Source organism: Actinoplanes sp. NPDC020271, from assembly GCF_044388125.1.
Taxonomy (GTDB): Bacteria; Actinomycetota; Actinomycetes; order Mycobacteriales; family Micromonosporaceae; genus Actinoplanes.
In genome coordinates this window covers 283,569-301,645 of the sequence record NZ_JBIRWQ010000003.1, presented here as the reverse complement: position 1 = coordinate 301,645, position 18,077 = coordinate 283,569, and the positions used below count along the sequence as shown (strand labels likewise).

Here is an 18,077-nt window from a genome sequence, read left to right as displayed (position 1 = left end):
AAGACTCATGGACAAGTTCGTCACCCACAGCGGCAAGGTCATGCCGCTGCGCCGTTCCGATGTGGACACCGACCAGATCATCCCGGCGGTCTACCTGAAGCGGGTCACCCGGACCGGCTTCGAGGACGGTCTCTTCAGCGCCTGGCGTGAGGACCCGAGCTTCGTGCTGCACAACCCGGCCCACGCCGGCGCCACCATCCTGGTGTCGGGGCCGAACTTCGGCACCGGCTCGTCCCGGCAGCACGCGGTCTGGGCGCTGCGCGACTGGGGCTTCAAGGTGGTGATCGCGGCCCGGTTCGGTGACATCTTCCGCGGCAATGCGCTCAAGGAGGGTCTGCTCCCGGTCCAGCTCGACCAGAAGATCGTGGAAAGCCTCTGGGATCTGGCCGAGAGCGAGCCGGAAAAGCAGATCACGGTCGACCTGGCCGAGCGGGTGGTGCGTGTCGACGACGCCGCTTACCCGTTCCCGATCGACGATTTCAGTCGCTGGCGTCTCATGGAGGGCCTCGACGACATCGGACTGACGTTGCGCCACGAGGACGCGATTACCGCGTACGAGAAGACCCGCCCGTCTTTCAAGCCGGTCGTCGTTCTTTAACTCGAAGACTGAATTCGCCCCCATCGGTGTCGCCGATGGGGGCGAATTTCGTTGGGACACAACGGATTTTTGCCACGAATGTTTGTGTCTCCAGGTCAGAGGGCATACGGTGCGCGCAGAATGGCCTGCGACGGGCCAGTTCTCACGTCCGGGAGGAAACCGTGAACAAGGCCGAGCTCATTGAGGCGCTCGCCGTCAAGCTGGGCGACAGGAAGACGGCGACCACTGCGCTGGACGCGTTCATCAGTGAGGTGCAGAACGCCGTCGCCAAGGGTGACAAGGTCTCCCTCACCGGCTTCGGATCCTGGGAGAAGCGGACGCGTAATGCGCGCACCGCACGGAATCCGCGAACCGGTGAACCGGTGAAGGTGAAGAAGACGGCGGTCGCCGCATTCCGGCCCGGCAACACCTTCCGGGAACTGGTCGCCAGTGGAAAGCCGGCCAAGGCCGCGACGGCGAAGAAGACCGCCACCGCGTCCCGGTCGGCGGCGGCCGCGCCGGCGAAGGCGAGCACCACCACCGCCCGCAAGACCGCGGCCACCAAGACCGCGGCCACCAAGGCGGCAGCGCCGGCCAAGACGGCGGCGGTGAAGAAGACCGCCACGGCCACCAAGGCCGCGCCGGTGAAGAGCACCGCGAAGAAGACGGCCACGAGCACGCCGGCCGCCAAGAAGACCACGGCCACGGCCACGGCGGCGAAGAAGACCGCCACCGCGACCAAGGCGACCGCGACCAAGGCGACCGCCGCCAAGAGCACGGCGGCCAAGAGCACGGCGGCCAAGAGCCCGGCCACGAAGAAGACGGCCACGGCGGCGAAGAAGACCACGGCTCGCAAGACCGTGTCGCCGGCCGCGGCGCCCGCTCGGGCGAAGAGCACGACGAGTGCACGGGCGGCGTCCAGCCGCAAGGCACGCTGACCCTTCACGAAGCGGAGAAAGGCGTCCACCCGTACGGGGGACGCCTTTCTCGTTTGTGGCCGGTGCTCGCGCCGCCGGGCCTACGGTCCGGGCATGGGACACCGACCGAGGGGTCTTCTGGGCCGGGCGAGCATCGCCGCCGGGCTTTTCGCGGTGGCCGTCGTGCCCGGGTGGACGCTCGGCGACCTGGCCGAGCAGGCAACCGGCCGGCCCGAACTGGACTGGCTGGTCACCTGTGGCTGGTCCGGCCTGGCGGTCGCCGGTCTCGCCCCGTGGTCGTCCTACCGGGCGCGGGACGGGTGGGCCGGCGCGATCCCGCTCTACGGCTGGTATCTGGCCGGGGTGCTGAGCTGGCGGGTGGCCCTGCTGCCCCATCGGGACTGGGAGCCACGCCGCGACGAGCTGTGGCGGGCCCGCTGGCTCACCGGTGACCTGATCGGATTCTGGCGGGCCGATCAGGTCACCAGCGGGAGACCCCTAGCAGCGTCTCGCCGGACCAGGTGAGCAGCCAGCCCTCGCCCTTGCGGGTGTGGTAGGTGTCCACGTCCGGATCCTGCCTCAGCGACGCCAGCAGCGCCGGCATGATCTTGCCCTGGCTGCAGACCACGACCCGCCCGGCGGTACGCACCTCGGCCAGCCGGGCACGCGCCGCGGCCAGCTTCGCCGGCAGGCCCTCCGGGGATTCCGGCTCGGCGAACGCGTTGTCCACCACGATCGGCAGCCGGGTCGCCCTGGCCAGCGGCTGCAGCGTCTGCGTGCAGCGCAGCGGGGTGGCCGCGATCAGCCGGTGCGGGCGGAACGTGGCCAGCCGCTCGGCGGCCTGCCCGGACTGGCGCGACCCTTTCGGACTGATCGGGCGCAGGTTGTCCGGCCCGGACCAGTTCTTGCGCTCGCCGGCGTGCGCGTGCCGGACCAGCGCCACCACCGACGTCACCGGCGGCAGCGCGGCCACCACGTCGAGCAGCCGGCGCTCGTCGGCGTAGGTCAGCCGCAGCGCCGCCTCGGGCAGCGGCAGCCAGGCCAGTTTGTCCACCTCGTCGGTGTCCTGGACCGGGCCGATGTCGGCGGCGCGCATCAGCCAGTAGCGCACGGTCTTCGGCCGGCCGTCGGGCAGCCGGTACGACACGTCGGGCAGCCCGAACTCCGGGATGCCGGACACACCCGTCTCCTCGGCGACCTCCCGGACCGCGGCGGCCAGGTCCGGCTCGTCACCGGAGACGTGGCCCTTGGGGAGACTCCAGTCGTCGTACCGCGGCCGGTGCACCAGGCACACCTCGGGAACGCCGCCCTCGCCGGAGCGGTAGAGGACCCCGCCCGCGGCGCGCACCTCGTCGGCCATCAGCTCTTCTTGCCGATGACGCGGCGCAGCAGCGACTCCTGCAGGTGCAGCTGCGGCTTGCCGGGGGTGCCGACGTTGCGGTGCCAGATGCCCTCGCCGTCCAGGTCCCAGCCCTCGGTGCCCTCGGCCATCGACAGCTCCAGCACGTAGCGCATCTCCTCGCGGGCCGACGGCAGGGTCACCCGGACCAGCGCCTCAACCCGGCGGTCGAGGTTGCGGTGCATCAGGTCGGCCGAACCCATCCAGTACTCCGCGTCGTCGCCGGCCCCGAACCGGAAGATCCGCGAGTGCTCCAGGAACCGGCCGACGATCGAGCGGACCCGGATGTTCTCCGACAGGCCGGGCACGCCCGGGCGCACCGCGCACATCCCGCGGATGATCAGGTCGATCTTCACGCCGTCCTGCGAGGCGCGGTAGAGCGCGTCCGTCGTCTCCTCGTCGACCAGCGAGTTCACCTTGAACTGGACGAGAGCCTCACCGCCCGAGCGGGCGATCTTGGCCTGCTCCTCGAGACGTTCGAGAAGACCCTTGCGGACACCATGAGGAGCGACGAGCAAGCGACGGTACGTCGTCTGCCGGCTGTACCCCGTGAGCACGTTGAACAAGTCGGTGACGTCCGCCCCGACCTCAGGATCGGCAGTGAGCATGCCGAAGTCCTCGTACAGCCGGGCGGTCTTGGGGTGGTAGTTGCCCGTGCCGATGTGGCAGTACCGCCGGATCTGGTTGCCCTCCTGGCGTACCACCAATGCGGTTTTGCAGTGGGTCTTGAGACCGACCAGGCCGTAGACGACATGGCAGCCGGCGCGCTCCAGGGTTCGTGCCCAGGCGATGTTGGCCACCTCGTCGAAACGGGCCTTGACCTCGACCAGCACGACGACCTGCTTGCCCGCGGCGGCCGCGTCGACCAGCGCGTCGACGATCGGGGAGTCACCCGACGTCCGGTACAGCGTCTGCTTGATGGCCAGCACGTTCGGGTCCGCCGCGGCCTGCTCGATGAAGCGCTGCACGCTGGTCGAGAACGAGTGGTACGGGTGGTGGACCAGGATGTCCGACTCGCGCAGCCGGTTGAACACGCTGCGCGGCACCTCGCCGTCGGCCAGCTGCGGGTGCGTGGCCGGGACGAACGGCCGGTCCTTCAGATCGTCGCGGTCGCACTCGCCGAAGACCTGCCAGAGCGCCGACAGGTCGAGCAGGCCGGGCACCCGCAGCACGTCGTGGCTGTCCATGTCGAGCTCGCGGACCAGCAGGTCGAGCACGTGATCGCTGATCGAGGCGGCCACCTCCAGACGCACCGGTGGGCCGAACCGGCGCTGCGCCAGCTCCCGTTCCAGGGCCTGCAGCAGGTCCTCGTCGCGGTCCTCGTCGACCTCCAGCTCGGCGTTGCGGGTCACCCGGAACGCGTGCACCTCCAGGATCTGCATGCCCGGGAAGAGCTGGTCGAGGTGGTTGGCGATCAGCTCCTCGATCGGCAGGAATCGCACACCCCGGCTGTCGTTCTGCACGGTCACGAACCGCGGCACGTTGTTCGGCACCTTGATCCGGGCGAACAACTCGGGATTGTCCCCGTCCGGATACCGAAGGGCAACGGCCAGGTTCAAAGACCGGCTCGAGATGTACGGGAACGGGTGCGCCGGGTCCACGGCCAACGGCGTCAGCACCGGGAAGACCTGCTCGCGGAAGAACGTGCGCAGCCGCCCCTGCTCGGGCGCGTCCAGCTCCCGCCAGCTGACCAGCTCGATGCTCTCCGCCGCCAGTTTCGGCCGGACCTCGTCGGCGAAGCAGGCGGCGTGCCGGGTGACCAGGTCAGCCGTGCGGCCGGTGATCATCTCGATCTGGTGGCGCAGCGGGGAACGATCACCGGTGCGGATCGGCAGCCCGGCACTCAGGCGGCGCTTCAGGCCGGCCACCCGGACCATGTAGAACTCGTCGAGGTTGCTGGCGAAGATCGCGAGGAACTTCGCCCGTTCCAGCAGCGGCGTGCCCGGGTCCTCGGCGAGCGCCAGCACCCGCGCGTTGAAGTCCAGCCAGGACAGCTCCCGGTTCAGGAAGCGGTCGTCGGGCAGGAAGTACTCGTCCTCGCCGTCGCCCGCCTCCGGCGCGGGCTCGACCGGGATCTCCGCCACCTCGGTGCTGCTCACTTCTACCTCCACCACGGGTTCGGCCTGTTCCGGTTCCTGCTGGGCGAACTGAACCGGTTCAATGTCGTCGACGCCGTCGGCGGGCTCGGGGCGGGGAAGAAAGCGGCCGTTCGGGCCACGCCGGCGGGTCTCGGGGGTCCGGGGCGGGTTCATGCGTTCATTCTTGCCGCTGCGAGCGGAACGTGAAACGAACTACCGGATGATCAATTCAGGCGATTCCCGGAATTGCCACCCGGTGCACCTGCCCGTCCGGTTCCGCCTCCACCGAGACGCGCTGGCCCAGCCTGAGCAGGCGCAGCCCGGATCGGGCGAACGCCTCCGCCCCGAAGACCAGCTCAGAGCCGTCGTCGAGGAGCAGCGTGCCGCTGTGGGTGCCCGGGTCGAAGGTGGCGATGGTGCCCTGCATGGACCTGACGCTACCCGGCGCAGGCGGCGGGTGTGCAGGCCTGGCTGAGTCCGAGATCACGTAACAGTGATCGGGTCCGCGTGGCGGCCCCCAGCCCGAGCACGGAGTCCAGGTCGGCGGCGGTGTCCACGTCCTGCCGCAGCCCCGCCCAGTCACCGGTCAGCGGGCTCGCGCCGGAGGCCAGATGCGCCGCCGCGGAACCGGGACCGAAGCGCGGATCCAGCGGTGTGCGGGGCGGCACGGCGAGCAGCACGGTGCCGGTGCCGGCCGCGTCCGGGACGAAGCTGCGCCCGCTCGCCGCCCGCAGCGCCGCGTCCAGATCCGCCGGGCGCAACGCCGGCAGGTCACCGGTGAGGACCGCGCGGTGCGTGGACGGGCCGGCGACCTCGTCCGCGCCGAACCGCAGGGCCGCGTTCAGCCCGGCGCCCGGATCCGGAGCCACCTTCGCGCCCATCTCCCGGACGGCCTCGGCGACCACCGGATCGTCGGTGACGACGATCAACTCGGCGACGGTGGTGGCGCTCAACACAGCCGCGGCCGTGTCCCGGACCATCGCGAGCACCAGCTCCGGATGCCGTTGCACGGGAACGGCGCCCCGCAGCCGGCTCTTCGCCGCGCTCAGCTCCTTGACCGGGATAACCGTCATCCACTTCCGCGTCGCCACCCAGCAATCTTGCAGCACGTACGACGCCGGTGCGTTCCGCGGCGAGGCCCCCCGTGACCGGTGAGATGGAGATCGCTTTCCGCGCGACTGCTGATACCCCTGCCTGGTACGGCAGGGTGGGAAGGGGCATGATTTCGTCGCAGGTGAACGGCGACGCGATCGCCGACGGAGAGGGACGGGGGATGCCGTGGCTCAGCGCGGGCTCACATTCTGGCAGCGCTTCGCGGTGATGCTGGTGGTTCCCACCATGACTTTCTGGACGAAGCGCACCTGGCTCGGCCGGGAGAAGCTGCCGGAAGCCGGTGGGGTGATCCTCGTCCCCAACCACGTGTCGCACTTCGACCCGCTGGTCGTGGCGCACTACCTCTACAAGGCCGGCCGCTGGCCCCGATTCCTCGGCAAAGCCAGCCTCTGGCGGGTGCCGATCATCGGGTCGTTACTGGTCAAGACCTTCCAGGTGCCGGTCGAACGCGGCAGTGTGGAAGCGGTGAAGTCCCTGGAGGCTCTCGTCGCCGCGCTCGACGAGGGCGGCGCCGTCGTCGTCTACCCGGAAGGCACCACCACCCGCGAGCCCGACCTGTGGCCGATGCGCGGCAAGACCGGCGCGGCCCGGCTGGCCCTGATGACCGGCGCCCCCGTGGTGCCGATCGCGAACTGGGGCGCCCAGGAGGTCTTCGACCCGCGGACCAACAAGCTGAAGATGACCCGGGCGCACGTGACGGTCACCACCGGCGACCCGATCGACCTGAGCCGGTGGGCCGGCGCCGAACCGACCCGCCAGGTGCTGGAGGAGATGACCGAGCAGATCATGCTCGGCATCCGTGACCTGCTCGGCACGATCCGCGACGGCGAGCCGCCGGCGCTCTACGTACGGCCCGCCCGGCGGGTCACGAACTCGGAGGACGCGTCATGAGGGCGGCCGTCATCGGATCGGGGGCCTGGGGCACGGCGTTCGCCAAAGTGCTCGGCGACGCCGGCTCGGAGGTGACCATGCGCGCACGCCGCGAGACGGTCGCCGCCGAGATCCGCGAGCAGCACGGCAACGAGGGCTCGCTGCCCGGCATCCGCCTGTCGAAACGGGTCACCGCCACGACCGACCTCGCCGAGGCGGTGGACGGCGCCGAGCTGATCGCGATCGCGGTGCCCTCCCAGACGCTGCGCGGGAACCTGGCCGACTGGGCCGGCTTCTTCCCGAAGGACGCGACCGTCGTCTCGCTGATGAAAGGCATCGAACTCGGCACGCTGAAGCGGATGAGCGAGGTGATCGTGGAGACCGCCGGCCTCGCGGCGGACCGGGTCGTCGTCGTGTCCGGGCCGAACCTCGCCCCCGAGATCGCCGCCGAGCAGCCCACCGCCACCGTGGTCGCCTGCACCGACGAGGACCGCGCCCGCCAGGTCCAGCACGCGCTCGCCACGCCGTACTTCCGCCCCTACACCAGCGACGACGTGCTCGGCTGCGAGCTGGGCGGCGCGGTGAAGAACGTGATCGCCCTGGCCTACGGCATGGCCTCGGCGATCGGCCTGGGCGACAACACCAAGGCGTCCCTGATCACCCGCGGGCTGGCCGAGACGGCCCGCCTCGGCGTGGCCCTCGGCGCCGACCCGCTCACCTTCGCCGGTCTCGCCGGCCTCGGTGACCTGGTCGCGTCCTGCTCCTCCCGGCTGTCCCGGAACCGGACGTTCGGCGAGCACCTGGGCCGCGGCGAAAGCCTGGAACAGGCCCAGATCGCCACCCGGCAGACCGCCGAGGGCGTGAAGAGCTGCCTGTCCATCCGCGACCTGGCCCGCGCGCACAGCGTCGAGATGCCCATCGTCGAGCAGGTCGAGAAGGTCTGTCACGAGGGCGCCGACCCGCGGGTAGCGGTGAAACTGCTGATGACCCGAGAGATGAAACCAGAGTCATGACGTACGCCGATGGCACCCGATCCGTTCATGCCGGCCTGCCCGAGCCCGAGGTCGGGCAGCCGTTCCTGGCCGGGCCGGTGTTCGCCGCGCCGTACCACCTGGACCCGGTGACCGGGCCCGGCGACCACGGTTACGCCCGCACCGAACAGCCCACCCGCGAAGCCCTCGAAGCGGCGATCGGTGAGCTGGAAGGCGGCACCGCGCTGGCCTTCGCGAGCGGCCAGGCCGCCATCACGGCCATGCTGCTGTCCCTGGTCAAGACCGGCGACAAGGTCGCGCTCCCCGGCGACGGCTATTTCCCGGTCCGGGCCTTCGCCCGCGGCGCCCTCGCCGATCTGGGCGTCCAGAGCGTGCTGGTGCCGACCGCCGGGCCGTACCCGGACCTCACCGGCCTGCGGCTGGTGATGCTGGAAACCCCGGCCAACCCCGGCCTGGACGTCGCCGACATCGCCGCCCTCGCCGACGCCGCGCACGCCGCCGGGGCGTTGCTGGCCGTCGACAACACCGCCGCCACGCCGCTCGGGCAGACCCCGCTCGCCCTCGGGGCCGACCTGGTCGTCGCATCCGGCACGAAAGCGCTGACCGGCCACTCCGACCTGCTTCTGGGGTACGTCGCGGCCCGCGACACGGCACTGCTGGAAAAAGTCGAGACCTGGCGGAAGCTGACCGGCGGAGTGCCCGGCGCGTTCGACTGCTGGCTCGCCCACCGCTCGATCGCGACGATGGACCTGCGGCTGGCCCGCCAGAGTCAGAACGCGGCCGCCGTCGCCGAACTGCTCGCCGGCCGATCCGACGTGACCGGGGTGCGGTGGCCGGGGCTTCCGGCCGATCCGTCGTACGCCGTCGCCAGTAAGCAGATGCGCCGGATCCCCGGGATCGTCTCGTTCGACCTGGGCAGCGCCGAACGGGTCGCCCGTTTCCTCACGGCGGCGAAGCTGGTGTTCGCCGCGACGTCGTTCGGCGGGGTGCACACGACCGCCGACCGGCGCGCGCAGTTCGGGGACGACACGGCGCCCGGGTTCGTCCGGTTCTCCTGCGGCATCGAGGACACCGGCGACCTGGTCGCCGACATCACGCAGGCCCTGGACGCATCTGCGTGACCGCCTGGAACAGCTTCACCGGCGACGAGGTGGCGGCGCTGACCCGGGGCGAGAGCTTCTTCCTCGCCCCGGGCGAGCGGGACTGCCCGGGGTGCGGCGAGCGGCGGCTCCGGGCGTACTTCACCAGCCCGCCCGGCGCACGCCGGCCGACCCTGGTCAGCTACGTCTGGTGCACCGGCTGCGGCAAGTTCGTCGGGACGCGCGCCAAGCACCCCGAGGGTCTGATCTTCTCCGACCCGCTGGCCGCGCTGCCCGCCGGCGAACGCCGCGAGCTCGAACGCAGCCTGACCGGCTTCCTCGCCCACCTGGACCAGCTCTGGGACGCCGGCGTCCTACCACAGACGTTCGCCGCGTAGCGGTTTTCCACACTGCGCGGCTGTCCACAGGCAGTCGGCATGATCCTGGCCGCCGGCAGGAGAATGGTCGGTGGGCGGTAAGCCCCCGGTTGGGGTGGGGTTTTGGTGTGAGACAAGACGGCGGCGCCGGAGCGGTCCGGCGCCGGGACTCGGTCGCGGAGGCGTGCCCGGGGCCGGGACCCTGTGGTTGCCGGGGTGCCCGGCCCGTACTGCGGCGAGCTGCTGGAGACGGACGGCCTGGCCGGCGGCAGCGTGCCTGGTTCTCAGCGGGAGACGAAGTCGTGCAGCCAGTCCTGGGGGACCGGCTGGGTGGGGGCCGCGCCGATCCGCCGCAGTGCCTCGCCGGGGCGGATGCCGAGCAGGGCCAGGGTCATGGTGGCCAGCAGGGTGGTGCGGCCGAGTTCGGCGCTGGACTGGGTGACCACGAAACGGCCGGAACGGACTTCCTGCGCGAGCCGGGTGGCCAGCGCGACCATCGCGGTGGCTTCTTTGCGGGGGGCCGTCTCGTCCGGGTCGGGGTAGTCGACCAGTTCGATTCCGGCGCTGTCCGCGGCGGCCGGGCGGTGTCTCGCGCTGCACACCAGGATGTGTACGCCGGCTCGGGCCAGCGCTCCCATCTCGGCGGGCGACCACGGTTGCTCGCGGGGGTGTGCCATGGTGGCCAATTGCCCTGGCCCCGGCCCCGCGATCACGTGGAGTGCTGGTCCCATGAACTGTTCGTCTCCCCGGCCAAGGCAGCGGCTGGCGCTGTCGGTGAATCTGGCTTACGCAGAGTAGGGTCACCCCCGGCATGCCCGCTAGCGAGAGGCGCAGAGAAGAGTGACAACCCCCCGGAAGACCCGTGTCGCGATCGTGTTCGGCGGGCGCAGCACTGAGCACGCCATTTCCTGCGTGAGCGCGGGGGCCATCCTGGGTGCGCTGGACCCGGATCAGTACGAGGCCGTCCCGGTCGGAATCACCCGTGAGGGTCGCTGGGTGCTGGCCGGCAACGACCCGTCGCAGCTCGCCATCGCGGATCAGAAACTGCCGGAGGTCACGGCCTCGTCGGGCAACGCGGTGGTGCTGGCGGCCGACCCGACGGCGACCGAGCTGATCGTGCGTGACGCGGTCGAGGGCGTGTCCGAGCTCGCCGGGGTGGACGTGGTCTTCCCGGTGCTGCACGGGGCGTACGGGGAGGACGGCACGATCCAGGGGATGCTGGAGATGGCCGGGATCCCGTATGTCGGGGCGAACGTGTTCGCCTCGGCCGCGGCCATGGACAAGGAGTTCACCAAGAAGCTCGCGATCGCCGAGGGCATCCCGGTGGGGCCGTACGCGGTGCTGCGCGCCGGTGTGTCGCTCGCCGAGGCGGACAAGGAGCGGCTGGGCCTGCCGGTCTTCGTGAAGCCGTCCCGGGCCGGCTCGTCCACCGGCATCACCAAGGTCACCGACTGGGCGGACCTGGACGCGGCGGTCGCGAAAGCGCGCGAGATCGACCCGAAGGTGCTGGTCGAGGCGGCGATCGTGGGCCGCGAGATCGAGTGCGGGGTGCTGGAGAGCGAGGCCGGTGGCGCGCCCGAGGCGTCGCTGCTCGCCGAGATCCACGTCGACGACGCCGACTGGTACGACTTCGCGACCAAGTACCTCGTGGGCAGCCGTTACACGATCCCGGCGGAGCTCGGCGACGACCTGACCAAGCAGGTGCGGGAGTACGCCCGGCGGACCTTCACCGCGCTGGACTGCGCCGGCCTGGCCCGGGTCGACTTCTTCGTGACCGCCGACGGGCAGATCTTCCTGAACGAGATCAACACGATGCCGGGCATGACGCCGACGTCGATGTTCCCGCAGATGTGGGCGGCGGCCGGCCTGGAGTACCCGAAGGTGGTGGACCGGCTGATCCGCACCGCGCTACGCCGGGGGACCGGGCTTCACTGACCCAGGCCGGGGTTGCAGCCGCTGGGCACGCCGTCGGTGATCGACTTGTCGGTCTCGACCACGATGTCGGAGAACTCGTTCGCCCACTGGGCCCGGTTCTCGAACGAGGCGGGCACGTCGACCTGGACCGGGACCTCGCGGTCCATGGTGGTGAACGTGGTGCGGTCGGCCTTGTCCTGGTAGTACCAGCAGACGCGGTTCATCAGCAGGAGGTCGGCGACCAGCGGCACGCACGTGCCGGAGGTGTCGTCGACCTGCTCGCACATCTTCGGCTGGGTGACGCCGCAGGAGACGGTGAGCGGGGGCTCCCCGTACGCCGCGTTCTGTTCGGGGCCGGCGCTGACCTTGCGGGCCGGCAGGTTGCGCACCTGGTCGGGCAGCTGCGAGGTGACGGCGAGGCACACCTCGGCGGCTCGCGCGGAGAGTTCGGGCGCGGCGAGCTCGACCGGGGTGCTGGGCACCACGACCGGGCCGCTCGCGGCCGGCGTCGGCGCGGCATCCGGCGCCGACGCCTTGGTGATCTGGGTGAAGGCGACGAACCCCACGATCAGGACCATCGGCACGGCCACCACGGTCGCCCAGATCGCGGCGACGCGGGTGGTGTTGTCCGGCTTCTTCGCCCCCTGGGCGGGGGTGTCCTGTGGGGTGTCGACGTCGACCATGTTCAGAGGTTTACCACGGAGCACGTGAGGGTCCGGGTGATGCCCGGCACGTACTGGACCTTGCTCACAATCAGGCTGCCCAACTCGTCCACGGTGTGTGCCTCGGTGAGCACCACCACGTCGTAGGGGCCGGTGACCGCGTCGACGCGGACGACCCCCGGTATTTTCTCGATCGCGGCGGCCACGTCACGGGCCTTCCCGACCTCCGTCTGAATGAGGATGTATGCCTGGACCACGATCGACTCCCATCCGCCACGGCTGATCCGCCACCGTCGGTGATCCCCGAAAAGTGAAACTACCGTACGAAGCGGCCCGGAAGCGGGACGCCACCATCGAAGGGCGTGCACGTGAGCATCGCAGAGTCCGGTGAATTCGGACTGATAGGCCGAATTCTGTCACGTCTGGGTGACGGTTCGGCCACCTTGCTCGGACCGGGCGACGACGCCGCCGTGGTGCGCGCCGCCGACGGCCGGGTGGTGGCCTCCACCGACGTGCTCGTCGAGGGCCGGCACTTCCGCCGCGACTGGTGCGGCCCGGCCGACGTGGGCCACCGGGCCGCCGCCGCCAACCTCGCCGACATCGCCGCGATGGGCGCCACCCCGACCGCGCTGCTGGTCGCGCTCTGCGTGCCCGGCGACCTCGACGCCGCCTGGCCCGAGGGCCTGGCCGACGGGCTGACCGCCGAGGCGGCCCTCTGCGGGGCGAGCGTGGTCGGCGGGGACACGTCGTCCAGTCCCACGCTCACGATCGCTGTGACGGCTCTGGGCGACCTTCAAGGGCTTGCTCCGGTACGTCGTAACGGCGCCCAGCCCGGCGATCTCCTGGCGCTCTGCGGGCGGGTCGGGTACGCGGCCGCCGGCCTGACCGTGCTGTCCCGGGGGTTCCGGACGCCGAAGATGCTCGTGGAGGCGTACCGGCGCCCCGAGGTTCGCTACGCGGCGGGCCCGGAAGCGGCCCGCGCCGGCGCGACCTCGATGATCGACGTGTCGGACGGGCTGCTGCAGGACGTGGGACACCTGGCGACGGCCAGCGTGGTCGGGATCGACATCCGGTCGGAGGCGTTCGACGTGCCGGACCAGATGCGGGACGCGGCCAAGGCGCTCGGGGTGGATCCGTACCAGTGGGTGCTCGCGGGTGGCGACGATCACCCGTTCGCCGCGACGTTCCCCGCCGGGACGACCCTGCCCGAGGGGTGGGTGGAGATCGGCTCGGTGCACGACGGCTCGGGTGTCACCGTCGACCGTAAGCCGTGGCAGGGACCACTGGGCTGGGACCATTTCCGCTGACGCTGATTACGCTGGCGGCGTGGGACAGATCAAGATCAGGTCGGCTCGGTTCGACGAGCCGGAGGTGGTGGAGCTGGTCGCGGAGAACATGCGCGACCTCTCCGAGCGGTACGGCGGCAGCGGCGACGACACTCCGGTCGCCGCGGCCCACTTCGTTCTCCCCGCCGGGGAGTTCCTCGTGGCGGTCCGCGACGACGACGGTCGTCTGCTGGCCAGCGCGGGCTGGCGCCGGCACGGTAACGACGCCGAGCTCAAGCGGATGTTCACCCGGGCCGAGGCGCGCGGGCAGGGCCTGGCTCGGCGGATGCTGGCCGCGATCGAGGAGTCGGCGCGGGCGGCCGGCTGCGGGCGCGTGATCCTGGAGACCGGGGACAAGCAGCCCGAGGCGATCGCGCTCTACGAGTCGGCGGGGTATGAGCGGATCGAGGACTTCGGCTACTACGCGGGGCAGTCGGGCGTGTTGTCGTACGCCAAAAAGATCTGAGGACGACAGAAAGCCGCCGGGTCGAGGACCCGGCGGCTTTCATGAGCCGTCACGCTCAGGCGCGGGAAACCTTGCCGGCCTTGATGCACGAGGTGCAGACCTTGAGCTTCTTGGTCGTCCCGCCACCGGCCGGAGTACGCACCGACTGGATGTTCGGGTTCCAGCGGCGGTTGGTCCGCCGGTGCGAGAAGGACACGTTGTGGCCGAAGCCCGGTCCCTTGCCACAGACGTCGCACACGCTAGCCACGGGATACTCCTGGGTTTGATTCGAAGATCTGAAAAAGCCCAGGAGACAGACTCGCCAGGCAACCCGGCTACCCTACCCGATCAGGCGGCCCGGCAGCCAATCGCCCCCGGTCAGGGTGCGTAGCCTGCGATTGTCAGGGGTGGTTAGTACGATTTTCGCGTGCTGGAGACCCTCGATGCCGCTGCTGTGCACCGCTGGTGCGACGGTGGGCTGGAGGCGCTGCGGGCCCACCAGCGCGAGATCGACGAGCTGAACGTGTACCCGGTGCCCGACGGCGACACCGGGACGAACCTGGTGCTCACCCTCACCGCCGCGCAGGAGGCGGTCGAGTCCGCCCTGCACGAGGAGCCGCGCACACCGCTCGGCCGCCTGATGGGGCGGATGGCGCGCGGGGCCCTGCTCGGGGCGCGCGGCAACTCCGGGGTGATCGTGTCGCAGATCCTGCGGGGGATGGCCGACTCGTTCGCGTCCGCGGTGGCGGTCCGGGGCGGGGAGCTGGCCCGTGCGCTGCGCCAGGCCACCGACGCGGCCTATGCGGCGGTGGCCCGCCCGGTCGAGGGCACCGTGCTCTCCGTGGTGGCGGCCGCGGCCGAGGCGGCCGGGCGGATCAAGTCCGACGATCTCGTCACCGTGGCCCGGGTCGCGGCGCGGGCGGCGGCCGAGGCGCTCGACCGCACGCCGCAGCAGCTGCCGGTGCTGGCCCGCGCCGGGGTGGTGGATGCCGGCGGGCGCGGGCTGTGCGTGCTGCTGGACGCCCTGGTGGACACGGTCGAGGGCGCCGCGTTCGAGCCGGCCCCGCTGCCCGTCGTCGAGGTCGCGCCGGCCGTGTCCCACCAGCACGGCGACGGCGGCGGCTGCGAGGGGTACGGCTACGAGGTGCAGTATCTGCTGGAGGCCACGGCCGAGGCGGTCGAGCGGCTGCGGGTGGTGCTGGCCGGGCTGGGTGACTCGCTCGTCGTGGTCGGCACCGGCGACGGCACGTGGAACGTGCACGTCCACGTCGCCGAGATCGGGCCGGCGATCGAGGCCGGCGTCGAGGCCGGACGGCCGTACAAGATAAATGTCACCCCGCTGGAGGAGAAGCGGCCCGGCGCCGATTCGCGCGGCGCGGTGGTCGTCGCCGCGGGCGACGGGCTCACCGCGCTCTTCGAGGCCGAGGGCGCCGTGGTCGTCGACCGGAATCCGTCGACCGCGGAGATGCTCGCCGCCGTGCACGCGTGCGGCGCCTCCACCGTCGTCCTGCTGCCGAATGATGCGAACACGCAGGCCGTCGCGGTCTCCGCCGCCCGCGAGGCGGAGGCGACCGGCGTGCACGTCAGCGTCGTCCCGACCCGCTCGCCGGTGCAGGCCCTGGCCGCTCTCGCGGTGCGCGACCACAGCCGCCCGTTCGCCGACGACGTGATCGCGATGGCCGAGGCCGCCGGTGCCTGCCGCTACGGGGAGGTCTGCACCGCCCAGCGCGACGCGCTCACCGTCGCCGGCCAGTGCCGCGCCGGTGACCTGCTCGGCCTGGTCGACGGCGAGGTGCACGTGATCGGCTCCGACCTGGCCGACGTCAGCCACCGCCTGCTCGACCGGATGCTCGGCGGCGGCGGCGAGCTGGTCACCCTGGTCCTGGGCGCGGACGCCTCGCCCGACCTGGAGGAGGACCTGCGCGGTCACGTGCACCGCACCTGGCCGTTCATCGAGTTGCAGTGCTACGCCGGCGGCCAGCCGCGCTACCACCTGTTGGCAGGAGTCGAATGACCACGACCGAGAACGCGGCCACCAAGGTCACGACGGATGTCCCGTTGACGAAGGTGCTGGGCGCCAAGACGGCGAAGGCCCTGGCCGAACATCTCGGCCTGCACACCGCCGGTGACCTGATCTACCACTTCCCGCGGCGTTACGACGAGCGCGGCGAGCACACCGACCTGCGCGAGCTGGAGCTGGGCGAGCAGGTGACGGTGCTGGCCCAGGTGCAGGGCATCGGGATCAAGCCCATGCGGCAGCGCCACGGCAACATGCTCGAGGTGACCATCGGCGACGGCTCCGGGGCGACGCTGTCCTGCACGTTCTTCAACCAGGCGTGGCGCGAGCGGGAACTGACCCGCGGGCGCTGGGGGTTGTTCGCCGGCAAGGTCAGCGAGTTCCGCGGCAAGCGCCAGCTCAACAACCCGGCCTACCAGCTGCTCAAGGCGGATGCGACGCAGGACGAGGCGGCCGAGGAGATCGAGGAGTTCGCCGGCGCCCTGATCCCGGTCTACCCGGCCGCGCAGGCGGTCGCGACGTGGACGATCACCAAGTGCGTCCGGACCCTGCTGGACGTCTTCGAGCCACCGGCCGACCCGATGCCGGCCGAGGTCCGGGCGAAACGGAACCTGGTCGGCATCGCCACCGCGCTGCGCGAGATTCATCGGCCCAGCTCGGAGGCGGCGCTCTACTCGGCGAAACACCGGCTGAAGTGGGACGAGGCGTTCGCCGTCCAGCTGACCCTGGCCCAGCGCCGGGCGCGGGCCGCCGCCGCACCGGGCACCGCCCGCCCGCGCGTCCCGGGCGGTTTGCTGGACAAGTTCGACGCTGCTCTGCCGTACGAGTTGACCGAGGGCCAGGCCCAGGTCGGCGAGGAGATCGCCGCCGACCTGGGCCGCGCCCACCCGATGCACCGGCTGTTGCAGGGTGAGGTCGGCTCGGGCAAGACGCTGGTCTCGGTGCGGGCGATGCTGCAGGTCGTCGACGCCGGCGGCCAGGCCGCGCTGCTCGCGCCGACCGAGGTGCTCGCCACCCAGCACTTCCGCGGGATCAGCGCGCAGCTCGGCGCGCTCGGCCGGGCCGGTGAACTCGACGGCGACCCCGAGGGCACGCAGTTGAGCCTGGTCACCGGCTCGCTGGGGGCGGCGGCCCGGCGTGCCGCGCTGGCCAAGGTCGCCGACGGGACCGCCGGCATCGTCGTGGGCACCCACGCTTTGCTGTACGAGGGTGTGGACTTCAAGGATCTCGGCCTGGTGGTCGTGGACGAGCAGCATCGGTTCGGCGTCGAGCAGCGTGACGCGTTGCGGGCCAAGGCCGCCCGCCCGCCGCACGTGCTGGTGATGACCGCGACCCCGATCCCGCGCACGGTCGCCATGACCGTCTACGGCGACCTGGAGACGTCCGTCCTCTCGCAACTGCCGCGCGGGCGTTCGCCGATCGCGTCGCACGTGATCCCGGCCCTGGAGAAACCGGCCTATCTCGACCGGGCCTGGAAACGGGTCAAGGAGGAGGTGGCGGCGGGCCATCAGGCGTACGTGGTGTGTCCGCGCATCGGCGAGGGCCCGGAGGACGATTCGTCTCCGCCACCGGAGAACGAGCCCGCTCGCCGCCCTCCGCTGGCGGTCACCGAGGTGCTGCCCGCCCTGAAGGAGCATTACCTCAAGGGTCTGCGGATCGAGATGCTGCACGGCAAGATGCCGCCCGAGGAGAAGGACGCGGTGATGCGCGCCTTCGCCGCCGGCGAGGTGGACGTGCTGGTCGCCACCACGGTGATCGAGGTCGGTGTCGACGTGCCGAACTCCACCGTCATGATCATCATGGATGCCGACCGCTTCGGCGTCTCCCAGTTGCACCAGCTGCGCGGCCGGGTCGGCCGGGGCTCCGCGCCCGGTGTCTGCCTGCTGCACACCGAGGCCGTCGAAGGCTCGGCCGCCCGGGAACGGCTCGACGCGGTCGCCTCCACCACCGACGGTTTCAAGCTCTCCGAGATCGACCTGGAGCAGCGCCGCGAGGGTGACGTGCTCGGCGCGTCCCAGTCCGGCAAGCACTCCCATCTGCGGCTGCTGTCGCTGCTGCGGGACGAGAAGCTGATCAAGGAAGCCCGGGTCGAGGCCGCTTCCCTCGTCGGCGACGACCCCGACCTGACCGCGCACCCGGCGCTGGCCGCGTCCGTCGCCGCCCTCGTCGACGAGGACCGCGCCGAATACCTGGAGAAAGGCTGAGCCTTCCGGGCGCAGAAACGGAAGAGGGGCGCCGACCGGCCGGGACGGCCTCGGGGAACTCGTGACCTGGCAGCTCGGCCCTGTTCGGCACACCGTGACCAACGAGGA

The 18,077-nt window shown here is 71.3% G+C and carries 20 protein-coding genes; 12 read left to right on the top strand and 8 right to left on the bottom strand.

Going from position 1 to position 18,077, the window contains the following annotated elements; all coding sequences use genetic code 11:
- Positions 1 to 7: 7 nt before the first annotated feature.
- The 3 genes from leuD (at position 8) to ACH442_RS08715 (ending at position 2,019) form a co-directional block, all read left to right on the top strand.
- Positions 8 to 598 (top strand): 3-isopropylmalate dehydratase small subunit, encoded by a 591-nt coding sequence (leuD, locus tag ACH442_RS08725; protein WP_396337333.1) that lies wholly within the window; start codon positions 8 to 10, stop codon positions 596 to 598.
- Between the two features lie 161 nt (positions 599 to 759).
- Entirely contained in the window at positions 760 to 1,515 is a 756-nt protein-coding gene (locus tag ACH442_RS08720; RefSeq protein WP_396337332.1) for an HU family DNA-binding protein, read from the top strand.
- A 93-nt stretch (positions 1,516 to 1,608) separates the two neighbouring features.
- The gene (locus tag ACH442_RS08715; RefSeq protein WP_396337331.1) at positions 1,609 to 2,019 is read left to right on the top strand and encodes a hypothetical protein; all 411 of its coding nucleotides are present in this window, start codon (positions 1,609 to 1,611) and stop codon (positions 2,017 to 2,019) included.
- Here ACH442_RS08715 and ACH442_RS08710 read toward each other — a convergent pair.
- From ACH442_RS08710 to cofC, 4 genes are read right to left on the bottom strand one after another with little or no spacing between them, the layout of a single operon-like run.
- Positions 1,976 to 2,854, bottom strand: coding sequence for an NUDIX domain-containing protein (locus ACH442_RS08710; RefSeq protein WP_396337330.1), 879 nt, complete (start codon positions 2,852 to 2,854; stop codon positions 1,976 to 1,978). The two genes, ACH442_RS08715 and ACH442_RS08710, sit on opposite strands and share 44 nt — an antisense overlap.
- Positions 2,854 to 5,145 carry an RNA degradosome polyphosphate kinase gene (locus ACH442_RS08705; protein ID WP_396337329.1) on the bottom strand — a complete coding sequence of 764 codons (2,292 nt, stop codon included), beginning with the start codon at positions 5,143 to 5,145 and terminating at the stop codon, positions 2,854 to 2,856. Before ACH442_RS08705 ends, ACH442_RS08710 begins: the two co-directional genes overlap by 1 nt.
- A 55-nt stretch (positions 5,146 to 5,200) precedes the next feature.
- Positions 5,201 to 5,398 (bottom strand): cold-shock protein, encoded by a 198-nt coding sequence (locus ACH442_RS08700; RefSeq protein WP_396337328.1) that lies wholly within the window; start codon positions 5,396 to 5,398, stop codon positions 5,201 to 5,203.
- A 10-nt stretch (positions 5,399 to 5,408) separates the two neighbouring features.
- Complete coding sequence (gene cofC, locus ACH442_RS08695; protein WP_396337602.1) at positions 5,409 to 6,044, bottom strand: 2-phospho-L-lactate guanylyltransferase; 636 nt, start codon at positions 6,042 to 6,044, stop codon at positions 5,409 to 5,411.
- A gap of 205 nt (positions 6,045 to 6,249) precedes the next feature.
- On the opposite strand from cofC, the gene ACH442_RS08690 reads away from it, so the two are divergent.
- From ACH442_RS08690 to ACH442_RS08675, 4 genes are read left to right on the top strand one after another with little or no spacing between them, the layout of a single operon-like run.
- On the top strand, positions 6,250 to 6,975 hold the full coding sequence (locus tag ACH442_RS08690) for a lysophospholipid acyltransferase family protein (RefSeq protein ID WP_396337327.1): 726 nt from the start codon (positions 6,250 to 6,252) through the stop codon (positions 6,973 to 6,975).
- Positions 6,972 to 7,967 carry an NAD(P)H-dependent glycerol-3-phosphate dehydrogenase gene (locus ACH442_RS08685; protein ID WP_396337326.1) on the top strand — a complete coding sequence of 332 codons (996 nt, stop codon included), beginning with the start codon at positions 6,972 to 6,974 and terminating at the stop codon, positions 7,965 to 7,967. Before ACH442_RS08690 ends, ACH442_RS08685 begins: the two co-directional genes overlap by 4 nt.
- Positions 7,964 to 9,067, top strand: coding sequence for a cystathionine gamma-lyase (locus ACH442_RS08680; protein WP_396337325.1), 1,104 nt, complete (start codon positions 7,964 to 7,966; stop codon positions 9,065 to 9,067). The genes ACH442_RS08685 and ACH442_RS08680 overlap by 4 nt, the downstream gene beginning before the upstream one ends.
- Positions 9,064 to 9,423: a hypothetical protein gene (locus tag ACH442_RS08675; RefSeq protein WP_396337324.1), complete on the top strand. Its 360-nt coding sequence runs from the start codon at positions 9,064 to 9,066 to the stop codon at positions 9,421 to 9,423. The genes ACH442_RS08680 and ACH442_RS08675 overlap by 4 nt, the downstream gene beginning before the upstream one ends.
- 263 nt (positions 9,424 to 9,686) lie before the next feature.
- On the opposite strand, the gene ACH442_RS08670 is transcribed toward ACH442_RS08675, so the two are convergent.
- The gene (locus ACH442_RS08670; RefSeq protein ID WP_396337323.1) at positions 9,687 to 10,079 is read right to left on the bottom strand and encodes a hypothetical protein; all 393 of its coding nucleotides are present in this window, start codon (positions 10,077 to 10,079) and stop codon (positions 9,687 to 9,689) included.
- Positions 10,080 to 10,242: 163 nt separating this feature from the next.
- Between ACH442_RS08670 and ACH442_RS08665 the strand changes: the two genes are divergently transcribed.
- On the top strand, positions 10,243 to 11,337 hold the full coding sequence (locus ACH442_RS08665; RefSeq protein ID WP_396337322.1) for a D-alanine--D-alanine ligase family protein: 1,095 nt from the start codon (positions 10,243 to 10,245) through the stop codon (positions 11,335 to 11,337).
- Here ACH442_RS08665 and ACH442_RS08660 read toward each other — a convergent pair.
- Positions 11,331 to 11,999 (bottom strand): DUF3515 family protein, encoded by a 669-nt coding sequence (locus ACH442_RS08660; RefSeq protein ID WP_396337321.1) that lies wholly within the window; start codon positions 11,997 to 11,999, stop codon positions 11,331 to 11,333. The two genes, ACH442_RS08665 and ACH442_RS08660, sit on opposite strands and share 7 nt — an antisense overlap.
- Before the next feature lie 2 nt (positions 12,000 to 12,001).
- Positions 12,002 to 12,235, bottom strand: a complete 234-nt coding sequence (locus ACH442_RS08655; RefSeq protein ID WP_067685920.1) for an Lrp/AsnC family transcriptional regulator — start codon at positions 12,233 to 12,235, stop codon at positions 12,002 to 12,004.
- Positions 12,236 to 12,346: 111 nt separating this feature from the next.
- On the opposite strand from ACH442_RS08655, the gene ACH442_RS08650 reads away from it, so the two are divergent.
- A complete protein-coding gene (locus ACH442_RS08650; RefSeq protein WP_396337320.1) occupies positions 12,347 to 13,285 on the top strand; it encodes a thiamine-phosphate kinase in 939 nt (312 codons plus the stop codon).
- 19 nt (positions 13,286 to 13,304) lie between these two features.
- A complete protein-coding gene (locus ACH442_RS08645; protein ID WP_396337319.1) occupies positions 13,305 to 13,769 on the top strand; it encodes a GNAT family N-acetyltransferase in 465 nt (154 codons plus the stop codon).
- Positions 13,770 to 13,824: 55 nt separating this feature from the next.
- Here ACH442_RS08645 and rpmB read toward each other — a convergent pair whose 3' ends face one another.
- Positions 13,825 to 14,016 (bottom strand): 50S ribosomal protein L28, encoded by a 192-nt coding sequence (rpmB, locus tag ACH442_RS08640; RefSeq protein WP_189328807.1) that lies wholly within the window; start codon positions 14,014 to 14,016, stop codon positions 13,825 to 13,827.
- 159 nt (positions 14,017 to 14,175) lie between these two features.
- On the opposite strand from rpmB, the gene ACH442_RS08635 reads away from it, so the two are divergent.
- Together ACH442_RS08635 and recG are read left to right on the top strand one after the other, a co-directional pair.
- Positions 14,176 to 15,762 carry a DAK2 domain-containing protein gene (locus tag ACH442_RS08635; protein WP_396337318.1) on the top strand — a complete coding sequence of 529 codons (1,587 nt, stop codon included), beginning with the start codon at positions 14,176 to 14,178 and terminating at the stop codon, positions 15,760 to 15,762.
- Complete coding sequence (gene recG, locus ACH442_RS08630; protein WP_396337317.1) at positions 15,759 to 17,969, top strand: ATP-dependent DNA helicase RecG; 2,211 nt, start codon at positions 15,759 to 15,761, stop codon at positions 17,967 to 17,969. The genes ACH442_RS08635 and recG overlap by 4 nt, the downstream gene beginning before the upstream one ends.
- Positions 17,970 to 18,077: the final 108 nt, after the last annotated feature.

Excerpts from the sequence above, each read along its gene's own strand:
- ACH442_RS08705 (WP_396337329.1), bottom strand. The coding sequence starts at position 5,145 with ATGAACCCGCCCCGGACCCCCGAGACCCGCCGGCGTGGCCCGAACGGC.
- ACH442_RS08685 (WP_396337326.1), top strand. The coding sequence starts at position 6,972 with ATGAGGGCGGCCGTCATCGGATCGGGGGCCTGGGGCACGGCGTTCGCC.
- ACH442_RS08680 (WP_396337325.1), top strand. The coding sequence starts at position 7,964 with ATGACGTACGCCGATGGCACCCGATCCGTTCATGCCGGCCTGCCCGAG.
- ACH442_RS08670 (WP_396337323.1), bottom strand. The coding sequence starts at position 10,079 with ATGGCACACCCCCGCGAGCAACCGTGGTCGCCCGCCGAGATGGGAGCG.
- leuD (WP_396337333.1), top strand. The coding sequence starts at position 8 with ATGGACAAGTTCGTCACCCACAGCGGCAAGGTCATGCCGCTGCGCCGT.
- cofC (WP_396337602.1), bottom strand. The coding sequence starts at position 6,044 with ATGACGGTTATCCCGGTCAAGGAGCTGAGCGCGGCGAAGAGCCGGCTG.
- recG (WP_396337317.1), top strand. The coding sequence starts at position 15,759 with ATGACCACGACCGAGAACGCGGCCACCAAGGTCACGACGGATGTCCCG.
- ACH442_RS08710 (WP_396337330.1), bottom strand. The coding sequence starts at position 2,854 with ATGGCCGACGAGGTGCGCGCCGCGGGCGGGGTCCTCTACCGCTCCGGC.
- ACH442_RS08660 (WP_396337321.1), bottom strand. The coding sequence starts at position 11,999 with ATGGTCGACGTCGACACCCCACAGGACACCCCCGCCCAGGGGGCGAAG.
- ACH442_RS08715 (WP_396337331.1), top strand. The coding sequence starts at position 1,609 with ATGGGACACCGACCGAGGGGTCTTCTGGGCCGGGCGAGCATCGCCGCC.
- ACH442_RS08700 (WP_396337328.1), bottom strand. The coding sequence starts at position 5,398 with ATGCAGGGCACCATCGCCACCTTCGACCCGGGCACCCACAGCGGCACG.